At 70.2% G+C, this 18,202-nt stretch carries 11 protein-coding genes; 7 read left to right on the plus strand and 4 right to left on the minus strand.

Going from position 1 to position 18,202, the window contains the following annotated elements; translation table 11 throughout:
* Positions 1-20: 20 nt before the first annotated feature.
* Entirely contained in the window at positions 21-1,919 is a 1,899-nt protein-coding gene (locus POL67_RS18465) for an OPT/YSL family transporter (RefSeq protein WP_271918787.1), read from the plus strand.
* Positions 1,920-2,047: 128 nt separating this feature from the next.
* Entirely contained in the window at positions 2,048-2,764 is a 717-nt protein-coding gene (locus POL67_RS18470) for a hypothetical protein (protein WP_271918789.1), read from the plus strand.
* Between the two features lie 955 nt (positions 2,765-3,719).
* On the opposite strand, the gene POL67_RS18475 is transcribed toward POL67_RS18470, so the two are convergent.
* On the minus strand, positions 3,720-6,698 hold the full coding sequence (locus POL67_RS18475) for a prolyl oligopeptidase family serine peptidase (RefSeq protein WP_271918791.1): 2,979 nt from the start codon (positions 6,696-6,698) through the stop codon (positions 3,720-3,722).
* A gap of 331 nt (positions 6,699-7,029) precedes the next feature.
* Here POL67_RS18475 and POL67_RS18480 point away from each other — a divergent pair, with 331 nt between their 5' ends.
* The 3 genes from POL67_RS18480 (at position 7,030) to POL67_RS18490 (ending at position 9,963) form a co-directional block, all read left to right on the plus strand.
* Positions 7,030-7,644 (plus strand): hypothetical protein, encoded by a 615-nt coding sequence (locus POL67_RS18480; RefSeq protein ID WP_271918793.1) that lies wholly within the window; start codon positions 7,030-7,032, stop codon positions 7,642-7,644.
* Positions 7,645-7,771: 127 nt separating this feature from the next.
* Positions 7,772-8,155, plus strand: coding sequence for a hypothetical protein (locus POL67_RS18485; protein ID WP_271918795.1), 384 nt, complete (start codon positions 7,772-7,774; stop codon positions 8,153-8,155).
* Between the two features lie 59 nt (positions 8,156-8,214).
* Entirely contained in the window at positions 8,215-9,963 is a 1,749-nt protein-coding gene (locus POL67_RS18490) for a hypothetical protein (protein ID WP_271918797.1), read from the plus strand.
* A 6-nt stretch (positions 9,964-9,969) separates the two neighbouring features.
* Here the strand turns inward: POL67_RS18490 and der are convergent, their stop codons facing one another.
* On the minus strand, positions 9,970-11,370 hold the full coding sequence (gene der / locus POL67_RS18495; protein WP_271918798.1) for a ribosome biogenesis GTPase Der: 1,401 nt from the start codon (positions 11,368-11,370) through the stop codon (positions 9,970-9,972).
* Between the two features lie 2 nt (positions 11,371-11,372).
* Positions 11,373-12,539, minus strand: coding sequence for a GTPase Era (era, locus tag POL67_RS18500; RefSeq protein ID WP_271918800.1), 1,167 nt, complete (start codon positions 12,537-12,539; stop codon positions 11,373-11,375).
* A gap of 606 nt (positions 12,540-13,145) precedes the next feature.
* Here era and POL67_RS18505 point away from each other — a divergent pair.
* Together POL67_RS18505 and POL67_RS18510 are read left to right on the plus strand one after the other, a co-directional pair.
* Entirely contained in the window at positions 13,146-15,737 is a 2,592-nt protein-coding gene (locus POL67_RS18505; RefSeq protein ID WP_271918802.1) for an ArnT family glycosyltransferase, read from the plus strand.
* A 60-nt stretch (positions 15,738-15,797) separates the two neighbouring features.
* On the plus strand, positions 15,798-16,280 hold the full coding sequence (locus POL67_RS18510; protein ID WP_271918804.1) for a TIGR02266 family protein: 483 nt from the start codon (positions 15,798-15,800) through the stop codon (positions 16,278-16,280).
* A gap of 106 nt (positions 16,281-16,386) precedes the next feature.
* Here POL67_RS18510 and POL67_RS18515 read toward each other — a convergent pair whose 3' ends face one another.
* Positions 16,387-18,159, minus strand: a complete 1,773-nt coding sequence (locus tag POL67_RS18515; protein ID WP_271918806.1) for a hypothetical protein — start codon at positions 18,157-18,159, stop codon at positions 16,387-16,389.
* Between the last annotated feature and the right edge of the window lie 43 nt (positions 18,160-18,202).

Consider the following 18,202-nt stretch of genomic DNA (forward strand, 5'->3'; position numbering starts at 1 on the left):
CTGCTAGCATCCCGTTCCCGATGACAACCCCGACGTCCGCCGCCGCCGAGGAGGCGTCGCGCCCCAAGTTCGCTTTCCTCCCGAAGATCGACACGCCGGCCTACCACGCGCTCCTCTCGGCCGTGGCGATCTTGATCCTCGGCCCGCTCGGCGGCATCGCCGCCGCGTACATGAACTTCAGCCTCGGGTTCTTCGTCGGCGGGCAGGTGCTCGCGGGGATCCTCGGCAGCGCGGTCACGTACGGCTACGGGCCCGAGGGCAAACACGGCGCGAACTACATGCAGACGATGGCCGCGAGCGTCGCGGGCATGGCCGGCATGGGCGTGCTCATCCAGGCGATGACGTGGCTCGGGATCCCGATGCCGCCGTGGCACCACCTGGCGCTCTTCTTCATGTGCATCGGCATGTTCGGCGTGGGCCTCGGCATGGTGTACACGCCGATCCTCGTCGACCGACTGAAGCTCGATTTCCCGAGCGGCTACGCGGTCGCGAACATCCTCCGCGCGCTCACGGACAAACGCCTGCTCAAGCGCTCGATCGGGCAGCTCGGCGGCGGCACGGGCGCGGGCGTGGTGTTCGCGGCGCTCGCGGAGAAGCTGCCGGCGAGCGCGTGGGTGATGGCGAAGGTCCCGTGGCTCGCGTCGATCTCGGCGTCGACGATCGGCGCGGGCATGGTCGTCGGCGCGCGCATCACGATCCCCGCGCTCCTGATGGGGCTCATCGGCCACGCGATCACGCCGTACCTCGTCTCGATCGGCTGGCTCAAGGAGGGCGAGAGCTTCCGCAAGATCGGCTTCCTGATCGGGCTCGCGATGATCCTCGGCGCGGCGCTCGTCGACATGGCGCTGCTCGCGGTGGAGGCGGTTCGGCGCGTGCGCGCGCAGGCGGGCAAGCCTGCGGAGGCCGACGCGAAGGACGCGTGGAAGCAGGTGAACCCGAAGCGGCTCGTCGCGTGGATCGTGTTCTGGGCGACGGCGCTCGTGGCCGTGGCGACGCTCGTGATGGGGCAGCCGCTCGGCTTCACGATCTTCGCCATCCTGCTGACGAGCGTGTTCGTGTTGATCAACGGCATCTCGCTCGGCATCAGCGATTCGAACCCGATCTCGAGCGCGTTCGTGATCGCGGTGCTGCTCATGAGCGGCCTCGGCTTGAAGGATCCGCGCGTCGGGCTCATGAGCGCGAGCATCCTGCTCGTCGCGTGCTCGGTCGGCGGCGACATGCAGCAGGATCGCTCGACGGGCTATCGCCTCGGCACGAACCGCACGGTGCAGTTCCGCTACCAGAGCATCGGCATCCTGATGGGCTCGGTGCTCTGCGTCGTGCTCGCGCAGACGTTCATGAAGGCCTACCCGGTGCTGACGATCAACTCGTTCGCGAACCCGAAGGCCGACGTCGGGCAGTGGCAGAGCGCGATGACGTTCAAGTTCGTCGGCGCGCTGCAGGACATCGGCTACCTGCCGGACTACAAGGTGAAGGCGCTCGCGATCGGACTCGCGATCGGCATCGGCACCGAGGTTCTCCGCAAGGTCCTCCACGCGAGCGAGCGCTACAAGAACTTCGTGAAGGGCTCGAAGGAAGGGTTTGCCGCGGGCTTCGTGATGGATGCGGTCGTCTTGCCGAGCCCGTACGCCTCGTCGTTCGGCGGCTTCGTCGAGCTCCTGGTCTGCGTCTGGTTCGCGGTCGGCGGCGTGGGTTCGTCCGCGTACAACACCTGGCAGAAGAGCGTGGCCGCGAAGCAAACGAAGGGCGACGAGCTGCCCGAGGACATGAGCACGACGTCGCTCGTCGGCGGCGGCCTCATCGCGGGCGAGGCGCTCTACGCGCTCGCCGTGGGCCTGCACGGCCTCTTCTCGAACGTCCTGCTCAAGCCCGCCGCCGCGCCCCCGCCGCCCGCCGCCCCTCCGTCGCCGCCCGCCTGACGACGCTGCGCGTCAAACGCGTGTGACCGGGATCGCGGAAGGGTTCGTCATGGCCCCTTCCGCGTTCACGGAAAGAAAAATCGCGACGTCTTGAAATAACGGCCCCCCGTCGCTCGATAAGGGGAGCCATGAAGACGCAACACATCTCCGCTCTGGTTCTCACGGCGCTCGTGGCTTCGCTTTCGGCGGGCTGCGGGAACGCCGCCTCCTCGCGTGAGGCGTGCGTGGAGGCGCCCGGCCTGGCAGGAGACCACGTCTACGTGTTCTCCGCGGGCTCGGTGCCTCACGCACGTGTCGAGCGCACGGTACGCAGCGATGGCTCGGAGACGCTCTCGGGCGTCTCGCAGGTCGCTGCAATGAAGGTGATGGAATACGCCGAGCTCGGCCCGGATGGCCGCCTCGTCTATGCCGACGTGACCGCGACGGGCGCGAATGGCGCGACGCGACGGCTCATCGCGGACGCGGCGCACGGCGCGTTTTACGTGCAAGACGAGCACGGCGCTGGCTGGAAGCGAATGGCCAAGGACTCCCCCTGGGTGTACGCGGGCCTTGCAGGGGACACGTCCTTCGCGCTTCTGCCGACGCCCGTGAGCGCGTGGGTCACGTTGCGCGCGACCAACGCTTCGCCCGACGTGCGTGTCCTCGACGCGGCGTTGCGCGAGGGCCGGATCGTGCCGCAGGACCAGCTCGTCGTGGAAGGCGAGGGCGACGAGCGCTTCGTGATCGCGGGTGAAACCGTGCTCACGGCGAACGACGACTTCGTCACGGCCCTCGGCGAGAGCACGCTCGAGCCGCTCCGCATCGCGGCGGCCACGCTCCGCCCGCGTCGCGTCGCGCAGCGGTAATCCCAGCCGCCACGACAAATACCTTGCAACGAGGGGCCGGGCCTCCAACCGGTCCCTCGTTCTTTTTATGGCCCCGAGGATCTCCATCGGCACATGGTCGTCGCGCAGCTTGCTCCGACGGCGGATGGGGTCGGACGTGAGGTCGACGCGCGTGAGGTCCGAGAGGTCGAAGACCTGGCCGTTCGGCTTGGGATGCTTGGAATCGGACAGGGGAAGACGCCTCCTCGCATGCGGGGGGCCTCGGGCCGTCCTGTCGCACGGCGTGATGGCTGCGCGCGTGTGGAAGGAGGTCGTGTCTTCAAGCTTCGAGGCCGAGCAAGAAGGCGACGGGGACGTGTGCTTGGGGGGGAGGGGGCGAAGGGGGGACGAGGCGGGGCCGAGTCTCCGGACACACGAGGGCGTGGCGTGGGAGAGGAGGCGGTGTGGCCGGCGGGAGGCGGGGGCGAGGGGGAGAGGAGACGACCCCGTTGGGTCGACGGACGCGCGAATTGGGCGAGGGTGACGAGGGCGTGCCCGACGACCTACGGCCCCGTCGCTGCGTGGGATGGAGGCGTCGTGCTTCGACGGTGAGGACGTCGCATCAGGACACGACGTCACGAGGGCAGAGACGAGGCCCAAACCGTCGCCGCTCATCTGGGAAGCGCCGTGCCGGGGCTCTGCCCCGGTCCCCGCGGGGGGCTGTCCGCCCCCTCGACCCCGGACCAGGCACAGCCTGGACCGAGGGTTGAAAAACTGCGCTCCGCGCAGTTTTTCAAACGGGCCGACGAAGGACCCAGGTTGCCAGCCGAAGCCACAGCGCGGCTGTCTTGGCGGGCAACGTCGTTGGTGGTCTTGACCCGGGCCTGTTCGATGAACTGCGCATCGCGCAGTTCATCGACCTTGGGTCCAGCCCCTGGCTGGTCCGGGGTGCAGGGGGCGGATAGCCCCCTGCTGGGGCCTGGGGCAAAGCCCCAGCTCAATTCCAGTCGATGCCGAAGAAGCCGCCGTCGAGCGCGACGCGCCGGTCGAGCACGTGGCCCCCCCGCTGCACCGTGATGCGTCCGTCATAGACGACGAAATCGGGGGCGAAGCGCGGGAGGTGGCGGCTCGCGAGCGTGCCCGCGGAGCCCACGCCCGCGTGCACGACGACGTATTCGTCCGGGTTTCGCGGGTGCGGATGAATGAAGGAGACGCCGACGTCCTCGCCCTCGTGCCGTTTGCCGCGGAACGTGAGCGCGGAAGGTTCGAAGCGCACGGGGAGCGCGCTTTCGAGCAGCGCGGTGACGCGGTTCGAGCGGGTGTTTCCGATGAGGACGAGGCTGCGTGTATCGATCTCGGCGTCGGTGATCTCGACGTCGGATTTCACCGGGAAGCGGGCCGCAAAGGTGTCGAAGGAGGCGAAATGCTCCGCGACGAGGCGGTTCGTCTCGATCTGCGCGGGATCCTGGGTGCCGTAGACGACGAGGCGGCCGTGGCGATCGATGTCGTCGAGCGGGCCCGAGACGCCGGCGCGCTTGCGCCCTTTGCGTGAAGGCTCCTCGGGCACGCGGACGAACGCGCCGTCCTTCTTGACGAGCCAGAGCATCCCGGCCGCGAAAGGCCCCTCGATGGCCGCGCCGTCCACGGCCACACCCGCCCCTTCGCGCAGCGCGAGCTGGGACAGGTCCAGGGCAAACGACTCCACGTTGCGGGTCTTCACCGTGACGCCGTCCGCCTTCGAATGGCGCGCGTCGATCTCGGCGAATTTGTCCTCGGCCTCCATGCCGAGCAAGCGCACCCAATGCGCCCGATCGTACCGCCACTCGCCCGTGACGAACCGGACGCGCTCGGGCGCCTTCGGCCGTCGATGCGATTTGAGCCATCCGATCATGTCGCCATCCTCGTAGCCGTAATCCCATACGTTGTGGTCGAGGTCCTCCTGGACGTCGAATTTGTAGGGATAGCCGAGGGAGCGATACCGATCGGCGACGAGCTGGGAGCGCGTGGGATCGTCCTTTCCGCCGTGGACGATGAAGAGCGGCACATGCTGGCCATTCTCGGCCCAGTTTACGATGTACCGTTTGGCGAGGAGGACGTTTTCCCAGGGCGTGTGCGGGGCTTTTCGGATGCTCTCCCAGCCGAGCAGGTTCGGGTAGCCGCAGAGCGGGGCCGCGGCGGAGAAGAGGTCCGGGTAGTGGAAGGGAAGGTAAAACGCGACCGTGCCGCCGAGGGAGTAGCCGGTGATGGAGATGCGGCGCTCGTCGATGGGGAAATGGGCGCGGACCTCGGCGACGGCCCGGAGGACGTCGTCTTCGCCGAGGTGACGCTGCCCCGCATTGCCGAATTGCCAGGGCGCGACGAGGAAGGCGCCGAAATCAGGCAGGCCCGAGAAATGGCGAGCTTCGAGCAAGCCATTGAAGCCTGCCTCGGGCGCCTCGCCGACGACGACCCGCAGCGCGATCTCGGGGCGATTGCCGAGCCCATGGGAAGCGACGACGAGCGGGAGCGGTTTTCCCCCAGGGCGATAGGCCCGCGGGACGAAAAGGACGTACGGCTGGAGGCGGCCGTCGAGCGGGCTGCGATAGGCGCGGCGCTGAATGCCGAACCGGCCGGCATACGGGCTCTCGCCTTTTTCGAGCGAGGCGAGGAGGGACTCGGCTTCCTCGGTCTGGCGCTTGATCCAGGAGATGTCGGGATCGTTTTGCGCGAGGTTGTCGACGAGGCCGTCGATGTGGGCGATCAAGCTGTCTTTTTCGCCGCGCGTGGCCGAGGAGCTCTCGATGGTCTCGCGTTTGTCCGTGAGCGCGAGGACGCGTTTTTGGAGAGAGCCGCGGTATACGAGCGGGATCTTCTGCTCGGTCCCGGGCGTCGCGCCGAGGCGGAGCCGGAGTTCATTTGCCCCGGTTTTTTCGAAGGGAATCGAGAGGGAAATCGCCCCCTCGGGGGTGCCGAGCGAGGCGGCAGGCAAGGAGCCCTCGGCCAGCGGGCGGCCCGGGCCTTTTTCGGGCGCGAGCTCGGCGCGGTAGGGGAGATCCAGGGGTTTGCGCGGGCCGAGGCCGAGCCACGCCGGCCGCACGGAGACGTCGAATCCCGTGGCCGTGGGCTTTTTCTGGATCTCGGCGCGCAGAAGCTCGGCCGGCGTGCACGTGGCCTCGGGGGGCGTGGCGAAGAGCAGATCCGGAGCAGGGCCGCCGGAAGGGGAGCGGGCGCGGAGCCAGAAGCCCGTGGGCGCGGAGGTCGGCTGCTCGACCTCGACGAGGATTCGATGGACGCCGCGATCGAGGTCGAGCGGGACACGCGTCTCGTCGCGGAAGGGCGCGGGATCGGCCTCGCGCGTGGCGTCGAAGACACGTTTGCCGGCCACGGAGATCCGTACGCGGCCGGAGACGCCCGCGGCGAGGAGGATGCGCTGCGCGCGGCCGGAGACGAGGTGGCCCGAAAGGACGAAATGGGTGGGCGGCTTCGGGCCTTTTTTCGAATCGGCCTTCTCGTGGACCTCGACGTAGCCGTCCTTCGCGCAGAGCGGGCGGGGCGCGGGCGGGGCGCCGGCGTCGGGGGGCGTCGTCGCTTCGGCCTCGGGCAAGGGGCCCGGGAGCGGACCCACGGCGCTCCACGCGTCGAGCCAGCCTTCCCCCTGGGGCGCGAGGAGCGCCTCCCGCGCAAGCCCGACCGGCGGATTCTCCTGGGCGCGGAGCGAGACGCAGCCGGCGCCGAGGCAGGTCGACCCCTCGCCGCAGCGCTCCTCGACCCAGCGTTCGCCGCCCTGGCAAACGAGCGCGACCTCCTCAGAGGTGCACCGACCCTCGCCGGGCGTGCAGACGGCGCCCGGCGCGGCGTCGGGGACCGCGGGGGACTGCGCGGAGGGCTCGGCGCGCGGAGGCGGGCGCTGCTCGACGCCATGTTCGGCCGGCGGGCGGCAAGCCGAGGGCCCGGCGAGGGCGGCGAGCACGAGCGGGAGGAGGAGCCGAGGGCGCATCGAAGGCGAAACTTGCCGCGTCCGCCCGGGAACGCCGGCCGTCCACGCGAGCCGGCACAGCTACCACGAGCCCCGCCCCGGACCAAGCCGGGCGCTCGGCCCCCGTCCCCCACGGAGCGATTTCAGCCTTCGTTCACTTTTGCCTGGTCCCCAAAACTTCCATCGCGGCCGTGCGTCGAATGCAGTGACCGTCGCCCTTCGGGCCGGGGGCTACACCGCCGGACCCGTGAACGTGGAGAAAGCGAGAAAACGAGCCATGAAGAGCATTCCTCGATCCAATGCAACGATGTCCTCGAGGGGAGCCCCGGGAACGCGTGAGGACGGCTCGGTGATGTTTTCGCTGAGCTCCCTCGTGGCCCAGGCCTCGAACGACGCACCCACGACGAAGGAGCCGAGCGCACGCGGAGACGACTCCGGACTCATCGATCTGAAGGCCCTTGCGGCCGAGGCGCAGAAGCCGGCCGAGCCCGTGCTCCCGCACGCGCCGATCTTCCCCTTCGGCGCGCCGGAGCCGGCGCCGCTCCCGGCCCCCGAGCCGAGCGCCGAGGTGGTCGCGACGCAGGCCCGCCGAGGGCCGTGGCTGGTCGCCGCCGTGGGCGCCATCCTGGTCTCGGCCATGGCGATCGGCGCCGCGAGCGCGCGCCCCAAGGCCGAGCCGATGACGCTGGGCGGTCGCGTCTCGCCCCATTTCGAGGTGGCCCTGAAGCGCGCCGCGACGCCGCCGGCGCCGCCCGCCGAGGTGAAGACGACGACGCCGCCCGCGAAGGAGGCGACCGCGCCCGAGAAGACGAAGCCTTCGCAGCGGACGAGCGGGAACACGAACGTGAAATCGACCGATCCCAAGAAGACGGATCCGGTCGTCAAGGATCCGCCGCCGAAGCGCGAGACCTTGCCGCTCGAGGTCTGCGATCTCATGTGCCAGATGCGGAAGGCGACGCAGAAATGACCGAGCGCCCGAGAGGGCATTGCGGCGGGAATGGGGCAGCTCGTTCCCGCCGCGCGTCGTTTCGAGCCGCAGGCCGCGAGCGCCGCTGACGCTTTACGATCGCGGCCCGCCTCCCCACCCTTCACGCATGAACATTCCTCGCAGGTGGCAGCGCCGCGTCCGGGGAGCCTGGCGCGGCATCCAGCGCGCAGCCGGGCTCCTCTCGGCCGTGGCCGCAGCGGTGTGGCTCGTTCAAAAGGGGCGCCTCGGCGCCTCCGGCAGGCGCGTGGTCCGCACGAGGCCGAAGCAAGCCGACGAGCGCACGATACGGCGCATTGCCGAGGCGCAAGCAGGCGGCATCAGCAGCCAGGAGAGCGACGCCCGCTACGAGAGCGGCGAGCATCCGGGCGGCCTGCACGGCAAGGCCGTTCGCCCGCCGCCGGACGCCGAGATCTATGAGATCGACGAGCCGACCGACCGCACGCAGGCCCACCGCGGTTCGCGCCGGACGATGGCGTCGATGCGACGCTGACGCAATTTCGAGGCGGGAGGGGGAGCGCGGGCAGGTACCATGCAGGCGGAGGTCCTGCCTTGCCCGATCCCGCGCCCCCCGCTGAATTGCCGGTGTCGCCGCCGACCCTGCGGCACGCGCCCGGCAAGAGCGCCGAGACGGCCCGACCCGCCGCTGCGCCGCCGACCCGCATCCTCGAGGTGTCGCCCACCGCCCGCCCGGCCGAGGCCCGCTCGGCGGTCCGCGGCGCGCTCCTCGTCGCGGTCCTCGTGATCGTGGCCTACGCCGGCGCGGTGTTGTTCTTCCGGTATGTCGCGCCGAACCGCCCGCAGTACGTGGCGGAGATCGGATCCGGGCTCGCGATCGGGATCGTGGTGTTTTTCCTGCACACGCTCATCGGCGGATCCGTCACGGAGTCGATGATGGTGGGCGAGGAGCGCTTCCGCGCGCTGCTCGGGTTCCTCGCGCTCATCGCGCCGTCGTTCGTGCGGTGGATCCTCTTCGCCTGCCTCGGCGGGATGCTCGTCGTCGCCTACCAGGATCTCGGGGAGTGGAGCTCGTCGTCGATCGCGCGGCTGCGGGTGCTCGGCGCGTGCGCGATGCCGGCGATCCTCGCGGTGTGCTCGGCGATGCTGGTCGAGCGGCGCTTCGCGCGCGGCGATTTCCGGCTGAAGGTGGGGTACGGAGCGGGCACGGCCATGCGGGATCGGATCGAGCTCCGCGAGAAGGTCGAGCGCATGTGGGCCTACGAGAACGAGCTCATGCGCGAGTCGGTGCAACGCATGGCGCGGCACGCGACGATTTTCGGGTTCATCGCGTCGGCGATCCTCATTGCTTGCGGCGTGATCCTGCTCCGATACGCGCGGACCGAGAACGAGCTCCGGCACCTCGTCGCGCTCTCCGTGGGCTCGGCGTGCACCGTGTCGTTCACCCTGAACCTCGGGCAAATCCTGTTTCGTTCGGCCAGCAACGATTCGACCGCGCGCATGATGGCGTTTGCGGCGCGTACATTGCTCATCGTGAGCGTGGCAACGGTGTTCCTCGGCGTGGCGCTGCTCTCCGGCCCGGGGGAGGCGAGCAGCACGGACAAGGGTTACCTGTTCCAGGGCTACAAGGGCGCGCTGATCGTGGGCGTGGCCGTCGCGCTGCTCGGCGAGCGCGTGCTGCGCGCCGTGACGGATCGGGCCGCGACGATCCTCGGCGTGGGGAACACGGCGCCGATCCGGGGCAGCGATCTCGGCATCATCGACGGGCTGAACGACGAGGACGTGGCGCGCCTGGCCGAGGAGCGGATCGATTCGGCGCACGCGCTCGCGTTCATGCCGACGCCGCGGATCTTCTTCAACACGACCTACAGCCTGCAGCGGATCTGCGACTGGCAGGATCAAGCGTTGCTCATCGCGCGGGTCGGCCGGACGAACGCGCAGCTCCTGCGCGAGCAGTACCTCGTGCGGGGCGCGATCGCGGCGCGGCAGCTCGCGCGCGAGATCGTAGGCCCGTCGCGGAGCGCGAGCTCGGCGTTGCGAGGGCCCACAGAGTCGTGGTCGGGCGAGCCGATCTCGGTCCCCTCGGAGCCGCAGGAGGACGAGCGGGACAGGCTCCGGGCGCTGGCGAAGGCGCTCGGCTTCACGGGGATCAACCAGGCCGTGCTCGGTTTGCGGTGCCTCGTCGACGACGAGGAGATCGAGCGGCTCGAGGTGTTCAGCCGCTCGGTGCCGGTGTGGAAAGATGCGGGGACCGAACACGTGCGCGACGAGGCGCCACGCGTCGAGCTCCCGGTGAACGAGGGCCGCCCCCCGGCGGGGCGGCCGCCGCACCGGGGGGAGTGAGCCGCGTCAATCGCCGCGGCGGCGTCTCGGCTTGTACTTCACGCGGACCGGCACGCCCTCGAAGCCGAAGTTCTTGCGGAGCTGGTTCTGGACGTAGCGCTGGTAGCTGAAGTGGATCTGCTCGGGGGCGCTCGCCATGACCACGAAGAGCGGCGGTGAGGTCTCGGCCTGCGTGATGTAGTAGAGCCGCGGCGCGCGGCCGCCGGAGGTGGGCGGCGGGCGATGCTCGAGGACCTGCTCGAAGAAGCGGTTGAGCTCGCCGGTGGGCACGCGCGTGCGGAACGCCTGGGCGATGCGTGTGATCGTGGAGAGCAGGTTGCCCACGCCGCGGCCCGTCTTCGCGCTCATGGGCACGATGGGCGCCCACGGCACGAACGAGAGCTTGTCCCGCGCGTTCTCCTCGGCCTTCCCGAAGGCCTTCTTGTCGAGCAGGTCGGCCTTGTTGAGGCCGATGACGACGGCGCGGGCGCGATCGACGGCGAGGCCCAGGATCTTCGCGTCCTGCTCGGCCACGCCTTCGAACGCGTCGCTCAAGAGGACCACGACCTCGGCGCGCTCCATCGCGCGGATCGCGTGGAGCACGCTCACCGCCTCGACGACGCTGTCCTCCTTCGTGACCTTCGCCTTGCGCCGGATGCCGGCCGTGTCGATGAACAGGAACGAGTGCTTTCCCTTGGTGATGCGCGTGTCGATGGCGTCACGCGTGGTGCCGGGACGCGCGTCGACGAGGAGGCGCTCCTCGCCGAGCAGGCGGTTGATGAGCGAGGACTTGCCCGCGTTCGGGCGGCCCACGATCGCGACGCGGATGGCCTCGTCCGGCGCCGCGCCTTCCTCCGGCTCGGGCGGAGGAGGCGGCAGCGCGGCCGTGATCGCCGCCTCGAGCTCGTCGATGCGACGGCCGTGGAGGGCGGAGAAGGGGATGAGGTCACGCGCGCCGAGGCGGTAGAGATCGGAGAGCTCGAGCTCGGCGCGCTGGGAGTCGGCCTTGTTCGCGCAGTAGATGACGGGTTTGCCCGCGCGGCGGAGCAGATCGAGCTCGGCGTGGTCGGCCGGCGTCGGCGGCTGGCTCGCGTCGAGCACGCACACGATGACGTCGGCCTCGGTGATCGCGACGTCGATCTGGCGCTTGATCCCTTGCCGCATGGGATCGTCGCTCTCCGGATCGAAGCCGCCCGTGTCGACGAGCGTGTACCTACGTCCGCGGGACGTGACGTCGCTGTAGTGACGGTCGCGCGTGACGCCGGGCTCGTCGTGCACGATCGCGGTCTTCTTGCCGACGAGGCGGTTGAACAGGGTGCTCTTGCCGACGTTGGGGCGGCCGACGATCGCGACGATCGGCAGCGGAGCGCTCATCACCCGCGCGGGCGTCACGCCCCCGTCCGGCTGCTCGACTTGGTCTTCTTGCATCGTCATTTCTCCTCGTCCTCGTCGAGCTTGCCCTCGTCGTCGTCGTCGAGGTCCTCCTCGTCCAGGTCTTCGTCCTCTTCGCCCTCGGCGTCGAGGTCTTCGTCGCCTTCGTCGTCGGCCTCGCCGTCGGCCTCGTCCGCTTCGGCGTCGCGCTCGGCGACGATCATGTACTCGGCCGCGTCCGTCGCGCCGCCGCGCGCCCTGCCGTAGCCGAGCTCCTCCAGGCGCGGCAGCGACTCGCGCCAGTCCGGCGTCACGGCCACCCAGAGGCGCAAGACCACCTTGCCGCCGACGAGCTCCTCGATGCGCTCGCGCGCGGCGATGCCGATGCGCTTCATCATGGCCCCGGCCGTGCCGATCAAGATCCGCTTCTGGCCCTGCCGCTCGACGTGGATCGTGGCGTCGATCTGGACCGCCTGCCCCGGCGCCCGTGGCTCGGTGTACCGGTCGATGCTGACGGCCGCGGCATGCGGCACCTCGTCCTGCGTGGCGCGGAGGATCTGCTCGCGCACGTACTCCGCCGCGAAGTAACGCGCGGGTTTGTCGGTCACGTCATCGACGCCGTACCGGAACGGGCCCTCGGGCAAGAAGCGCGCGATCTCGTCGAGCACGAGTGTGATGCCGTCCTCGCGTTGCGCCGACACGGGCACGACCGCGTCGAAGTTCCGCACCTTCCCGTACGCTTCGAGCAGCGGCAACAGGTGCCGCTTGTCCCGGAGCACATCGACCTTGTTCACGACGAGCAGCACGGGCCGATCCGGCGCGAGATCCGAGAGCAGGACGAGATCCCCGGGGTGGGGCAGGAGCGAGCGTGGCTCGATGGGCGTCCCGTCTTCCTTGCGCTTCACGGGGCGCGGCGAGACGTCCGTCACGAAGACGACGACGTCGGCGCGGCGTGCTGCATCCCGCGCCGCCTCGTTCATCACGCGGCCGAGCTGCGTGCGTGGCCTGTGCAGGCCCGGCGTGTCGAGCAGCGCGAGCTCCGCGGAGCCGTGGTGCACCACGCCGAGGAGGGCGTCGCGCGTGGTCTGCGGTGTCTTCGAGACGATGGAGAGCGGCTGCTGGAGCGCCGCGTTGAGCAGCGTGGATTTGCCGACGTTCGGCCTGCCGATGAGCGCGACCGTGCCGCTCCGCGAGGGCCCGCTGGCCTCCGGCGCGGGGCGCGGCACGGGCCTCGGGCGTGGAGCATCTGTGCGGCGCCCGGCGCCCGTTCCACCGCGCGGGCCGCGCGTGAGATCGTCCGTCGTCGCGGGCCTTCCGCCACGCGCGGGGGATCCCGGTCGCGGCGCCGCGCCGCGCGTGTCCGGTCGTGCGCCCTTCTCGCCGCGCGTGTCCGGTCGTGCGCCCCTCTCGCCGCGCGTGTCCGGTCGTGCGCCCTTCTCGCCGCGAGCGGGAGGCGCTCCCTTCGACGCAGGTCCCTTCCCGCGCGGGCCGGGCCCTTGCCCTCGCCGTTGCCCTTGCTCCGCGCGCGGTTTTCCCTTCGCGCCGCCGCGCGTATCCTCGCCCGGCCGACCGCCGCGACCCCGCTCGGGCCTCGGCCCGCGCGTCTCCCGGCGCGGGGACGCGCCGGCTCGTTCGTCATCGGACGGTCGCTCACGCGCAACGTCGGGCTTCCGGCCAGGTCGCTCGGCGCGGGGTTCGGCTCTACGGCTCTTCACAGCGCGGCGCGATAGCAGACAGAGGGGGAGGCCTCAAACGGCTTCTCAACGTTCTCCAAGCTGACCGCCTCTCCAAACGCCTTTGGCTACCGGCCCGAGCAGCGGTAGAAGCCCCCCATGGAAGCCGTCCCCGAGAGCGCCCAAAGCGGTACGACCCGTGAGGATGCGCCGACCCCAGCGAGCGCCCGCGCCCCTTCCTTCGCCGCGTGGTCCCGTCCGTTCGCGCTCGCGGTCGCTGCCCTCGTGCTGTTCTCGACCCTCGGCACGAGCGGGATCTGGGATCCGTACGAGCTCGACACGGCCGATCTCTCGCGCCGCATCGCGATCCACGTCTTCCACGCGGACAAGCTCGCGCTCCCCGACGCCATCAACCAGATGCCCACGCTGAGCGATCTGCGCATGGGCGAGCTGCCGTTCACCTCGATGGCGCTCGGCTTCCGGCTCTTCGGGCTCGCGGACTGGACGGGACGCCTGCCGCTCGCGATCTGGGCGTTCGTCGGGGTCGTCGCGCTGCACGAGATCCTCGCGCGCCTCTCGGGAAAACGAGCCGCGCTTTACGGCGCCGTCGCGCTCGCCACGACGCCGCTCTACTTCATGCAGGCGCGGACGATGCTCGGTGACATCGTCACGATGTCCTCGCTCTCGCTCGCGTTCGCGGGCCTCGTGGGCGCGCTTTTCGATCGCGCGCGCGGCACGAAGGAGGGCGCCGAGGTCGAGGTCCCGGGCGCGCGCACGTGGCTCGTGAAGGGCGTCTGGCTCGTCGTCGGGGCCCTCGGCCTCGTGGCCGGATACATGTCGCGCGGGCTCCTGATCGGCGTCGCAGTGCCGGCGCTCGCCGCGGGGCTCGCCTGGCTCGTCCTCGAGCTCGGAGGGTTTTCCGCGGGGCGATCCCTCGCCGAGCACGCGATCGGCGCGCTCTCGCTCCTCTTCGGGCTCGTGGCCTTGGGCGTCGGGATCTCGCTCCTGCTCCGCACCTCGCCCGACACAGCGCTGCCGCGCGCGCTCGGTGTCGCGCTCACCAAGAAGGCGAGCGTGGATGCGACGTTCGATCGGACGATCCGGCACCTCGGCCACGCTCTCTTCCCGTGGAGCGCGTTCCTGCCGTTCGCGATCGGAAGGTTGTTCCGCGCGCCCGTGGAGCTCGACGTGCCTGCCCGCAGGCGCGAGGTGGGCCTGCGTGTCGCGCTGCTCGTCGGCGCGGCCGTCGCGTACGCCGTGTACGCCGCGCTCACGCCGCACGTCACGTTTCTCCCGTGGAGCGGCGTCGCGCTGCTCGCGGGTGTCGCGGGGCTCGCGGTCGCCGACTTCGATCGCGGCGCGCCTCCGTCGCGGGCCCTCGCGCTCGGCGTCGCGCTGCTCGCGTTCGTGCTCTACCGCGACATGGTGCTCGAGCCGGGGCGCATGTTCAGCGTGTTCGAGGTGGACAAACCCTCGTTCCCGAAGAGCTTCGAGCAGGACGCGGCGACGCTGATGCGCCTCTCCGCCGCGGCGTTCGCGGCGCTCGTGGCGATCGCGTGGTTCGAGGGGCGCGCGGACAAACCCGGCTCGATCTCCACGTGGGCCGACGGCCTCGTCGAGGACTACCGCAACGTGGGCCGCGAGCTCGCCACGGTCTGGAACGGCAACCTCTTCTTCGCTGCGGTCGTCGTCGAGGCCGCGCTCGTCGGCCTCGGCGCGATGCTCTTCCTCGGCACGCGGCTCGGCTGGGCGTCCGTGCTGAGGCTGCCGCGCAACTTCATCGACGCCGGCTTGAACCTCTGGTGGGCGCTGCCGCTCGTCCTCGCGTCCCTGCCGATCTCGTTCGCCGCCGTGCGCGACGGCTTCCGCGCGGCGCTCGGCCTCGCGCGCCTGCCGCGCGGCGCCGGCGTGCTCCTCGCTGCGCTCGCGGCCGGCGCGGTGCTCTCGTTCGGCTACTACCCGGCGCTCGCCGCGCAGCTCTCGCCGAAGGAGGTCTTCGACGCGTACGCGCGGCTCCAGAAGCCCGGCGAGCCGCTCGGCCTGCTCGGCGTGCGCGCCCGCTCGATCGCCTACTACCACCACGGCGGCGAGGTCGCGCAGTTCAACGATCCCGCCGAGGCGTTCAAGTGGCTCACCGAGGGCACGGATCGCCGCTGGCTCATCGTCCGCGCCGAAGAGCTCCCGCGCCTCAACTCGCTCCACCGCAAGCACAAGGGCTCGAACCTGCCCGTGCTCGACGCGCGCTCGAGCCAGATCCTGCTCGTGTCGAGTGATCTCGGGGGCCAGCCCAATGAAAATCCCCTCGGCGCGCTGGTGCTCGATGCGCCGCTGCCCGAGCTCCGCGGGGTCGACGCCGCGTTCGAGGATCAGCTCGACGTGCTCGGCTGGGAGGTCCGCGACGGCACCGGTCAGGTCGTGGACAGCGTGGTCCCGCAGCGCAAGTACCACATGCGCTTCTACTACCGGGTCGTGAATCCCATCACCGGCTCCTGGAAGGCGTTCCTGCACATCGACGGCTACCAGCGCCGATACAACGGCGATCACAGCGTCCTTGATGGCAAATATGCGATGAACCTGTGGCAGCCGAACGACATCGTGGTGGACGATTACGTGTTCGAGCTCGAGCCGAACTTCACGCCGGGTGATTACACCGTCTATTTCGGCTTCTTCTCCGGAGACACGCGTTTCCGGGTGACGCGTGGCCCGAACCACGAGAACCGCGTCATCGGCGGAGCGCTCCACGTGCGTTGATCGATGCGCACCGTCGGATCCCTTGGCGCCCGTGTGGAAAGCGGCTACGCGGAAGGTTCGATGGGTGAGCGTCGCGGGAGCGATCCGGAGCGCGGAGCGGACGATGAGGCCGCGACGGCGGACAAACCTCCGTCGTCGACGCGCGTGAACGAGGCGGCGCCTGCGAGCCGCCCAAGCTGGCTTGAACGCCGTTCCTCGGAGCGATACGACGTGACCTGGTCGGTGGATTGCGAGACGGAGGAGACGTTCCTCTACGCCGCGATCACGAACATCTCGGAGCTCGGCATCTTCGTTCGGACGACGAACCCGTTGCCCATCGGCACGAACCTCACGCTCCGGTTTGCCCCGCCGAACAGCGACGATTCGTTCGTGCTCGAAGGAACGGTGCAGTGGGTCAACGTGGTCCGCCCGCTCCACGACAACCCGAACCCCGGTATGGGCGTGCGTTTCGTGCGGATCACGGCCGCCGAGCGCGAGCGGCTCGTCGATACGATCCGCACGATCGCGTACCTGCGCGAGAACGCGGGACCCGCGTCCAACTGAAGCGCCGCGCCTAGGCTGCCCTCTCCCGCGCGGGGCTTGGGGGCGTAACTCGGCTTGTCCGAGCGTAGCCCCCAAGCGGTGAAAGAGGGGATGGGGTGAAGGGTTCCTACAGCCCGATCGGCAACGGGAAGCGGCGCACGTAGACGCCGAAGTGGCTCGTGCTGTCGTCTTGCCAGCCGATGGCGACGAAGCCTGCGCCGCCGATCGCCACGGCGGGCCCGCTGCGGGAGCCGTTCGTGCCCTCGGGATCGGGGATGTTCGCGAGGAACGCGTCGTTCTGGCCGGTGACGCTGTTGTAGCCGAAGCCCGACGTGCCCCCGATGAACCGCGCGCCGATCGTGCCGCGCTCGTCCCCCCAGACGACCGTGAAGAAGCCGAGCCCCGCGGCCACCTTGGGCTTCTGCTGCAAGCCGGCGGTCTGCGTGTTCACCGTCTTCTGGTCCTCGGTGCCGGGGACACGCGCGAAGTCCTTGTCGTAGCGCTGGAAGAAGATGTCGCCGTTCGCGTGCCACACGACGATGTAGCGACCGTCGGGGAGCATCGCGACGTCGGGCTCGTCCTGCAGGCCCGTCGTCGCGTCGTTCACGAGCTTGGGCGTGCCGACCTCGCCGTTCGGCTTGACCGTCACCATGACGATTCCATCGCCGTCGCCGTCGCCAGCGCCTTGGTAGACGACCACCCAGCCATCCTTGTTGCCCGCGACGCGCGGCGCCGAGCCGTTCGTGGCGATCGGGATCTCGCCCATCGCCGGCTCGAGATCCCCCGTCTTCCTCCAGATGCGACCGAAGACACCGGTGCCGCGGTTCCACACGACGAGCGCGGCGTCTTCGGGCCCGCCCGCGACGTCGGGCCGGATCTGCGCGTCGCCGACCTGCGTGCTGACCTTGAGCGGCGGCACGTCCGCGCAGCCCCACTGGTTCTGAGCGTTCAGGTAGATGTGGTAGTTGTTCGTCGCCTCCTGATCACTCGCGTAGACGATCGCGACGTGGTTCAGGCCGACGGGCGCGAGCGATGGATCACGCTGCACGAGCGCGGGGCCCGACGCGGGCAGCGTGGTGCAGCGCGCGGGGAGCTGGATCTGCTGCGAGAGCGGGTACGGCTTCTCGATCGGGTAGAGATCCGCGCCGAGAAAGCGCATCAGAATGTCGCCCCCGCCACCGCCCGTGGTGCTCGTGTACGCGGTGCGCAGCGCGTTTTTCGTCGCGTCGATGCCCGGGCAGAACTCCAGCGCGAGGTGCGTCTTCGTGCCCGGACCGTCGTTGTCGAGCGCCGGGGGCACGTTGTTCTTCACGGAGAGCAGGATCTCCTGCGCGGTGCAGTCGCACCGACAAACCGCGTCCGGCGCAATGCCGCCGCACGTCTCGGCGGGGCTCCCGTCGCACGCGAGTGCCGCATTGGGGCCGAGGTCGCACTGCTCGCCGGTGCCGACCGCGCCGTCGTTGCAGCACGCGGGCGGCGTGTACCGCTGCACCTTGATCGTCACCTCGAGCGGGTCCTGATCGACCTTCTCCACGGCGCAACCCTCGGCGAGGACGCCCGCGCCGCCCTCGGCCATGACCGCGAAGATCTTCTCGGCGCCGTCCCGATCGAGCTCGATGTCCTTGCACCAGGTGACGCCCTCGCCGCAGCCGTCCTTGTGCAGATCGAAGGTCTGCACGGCGTCGCCCGTCGGGGCGTTCTCGACGCGGCCTGTCGCGGGCGTGCAGGTCGCCTTGCCCTTGTCGAAGACGCGCAGCGTGACGCGTGTCGCCGTGTCGAGCAGCCCGAGGGGCGCCTGCATGACGAGGCCCACGTTGATGGGCGCCTCGGCGCAAGCGCCTACGGCGATGGCCACGGGCAGGGCAGGGACGAGGCCCAAGAAAAGGCGTGATCGGCGCATACGCCGAGTCTAGCGGGTCGCGGCCCGGTTTCGCAGGCCGTTG

The organism is Polyangium mundeleinium, from assembly GCF_028369105.1.
Taxonomy (GTDB): domain Bacteria; phylum Myxococcota_A; class Polyangia; order Polyangiales; family Polyangiaceae; genus Polyangium; species Polyangium mundeleinium.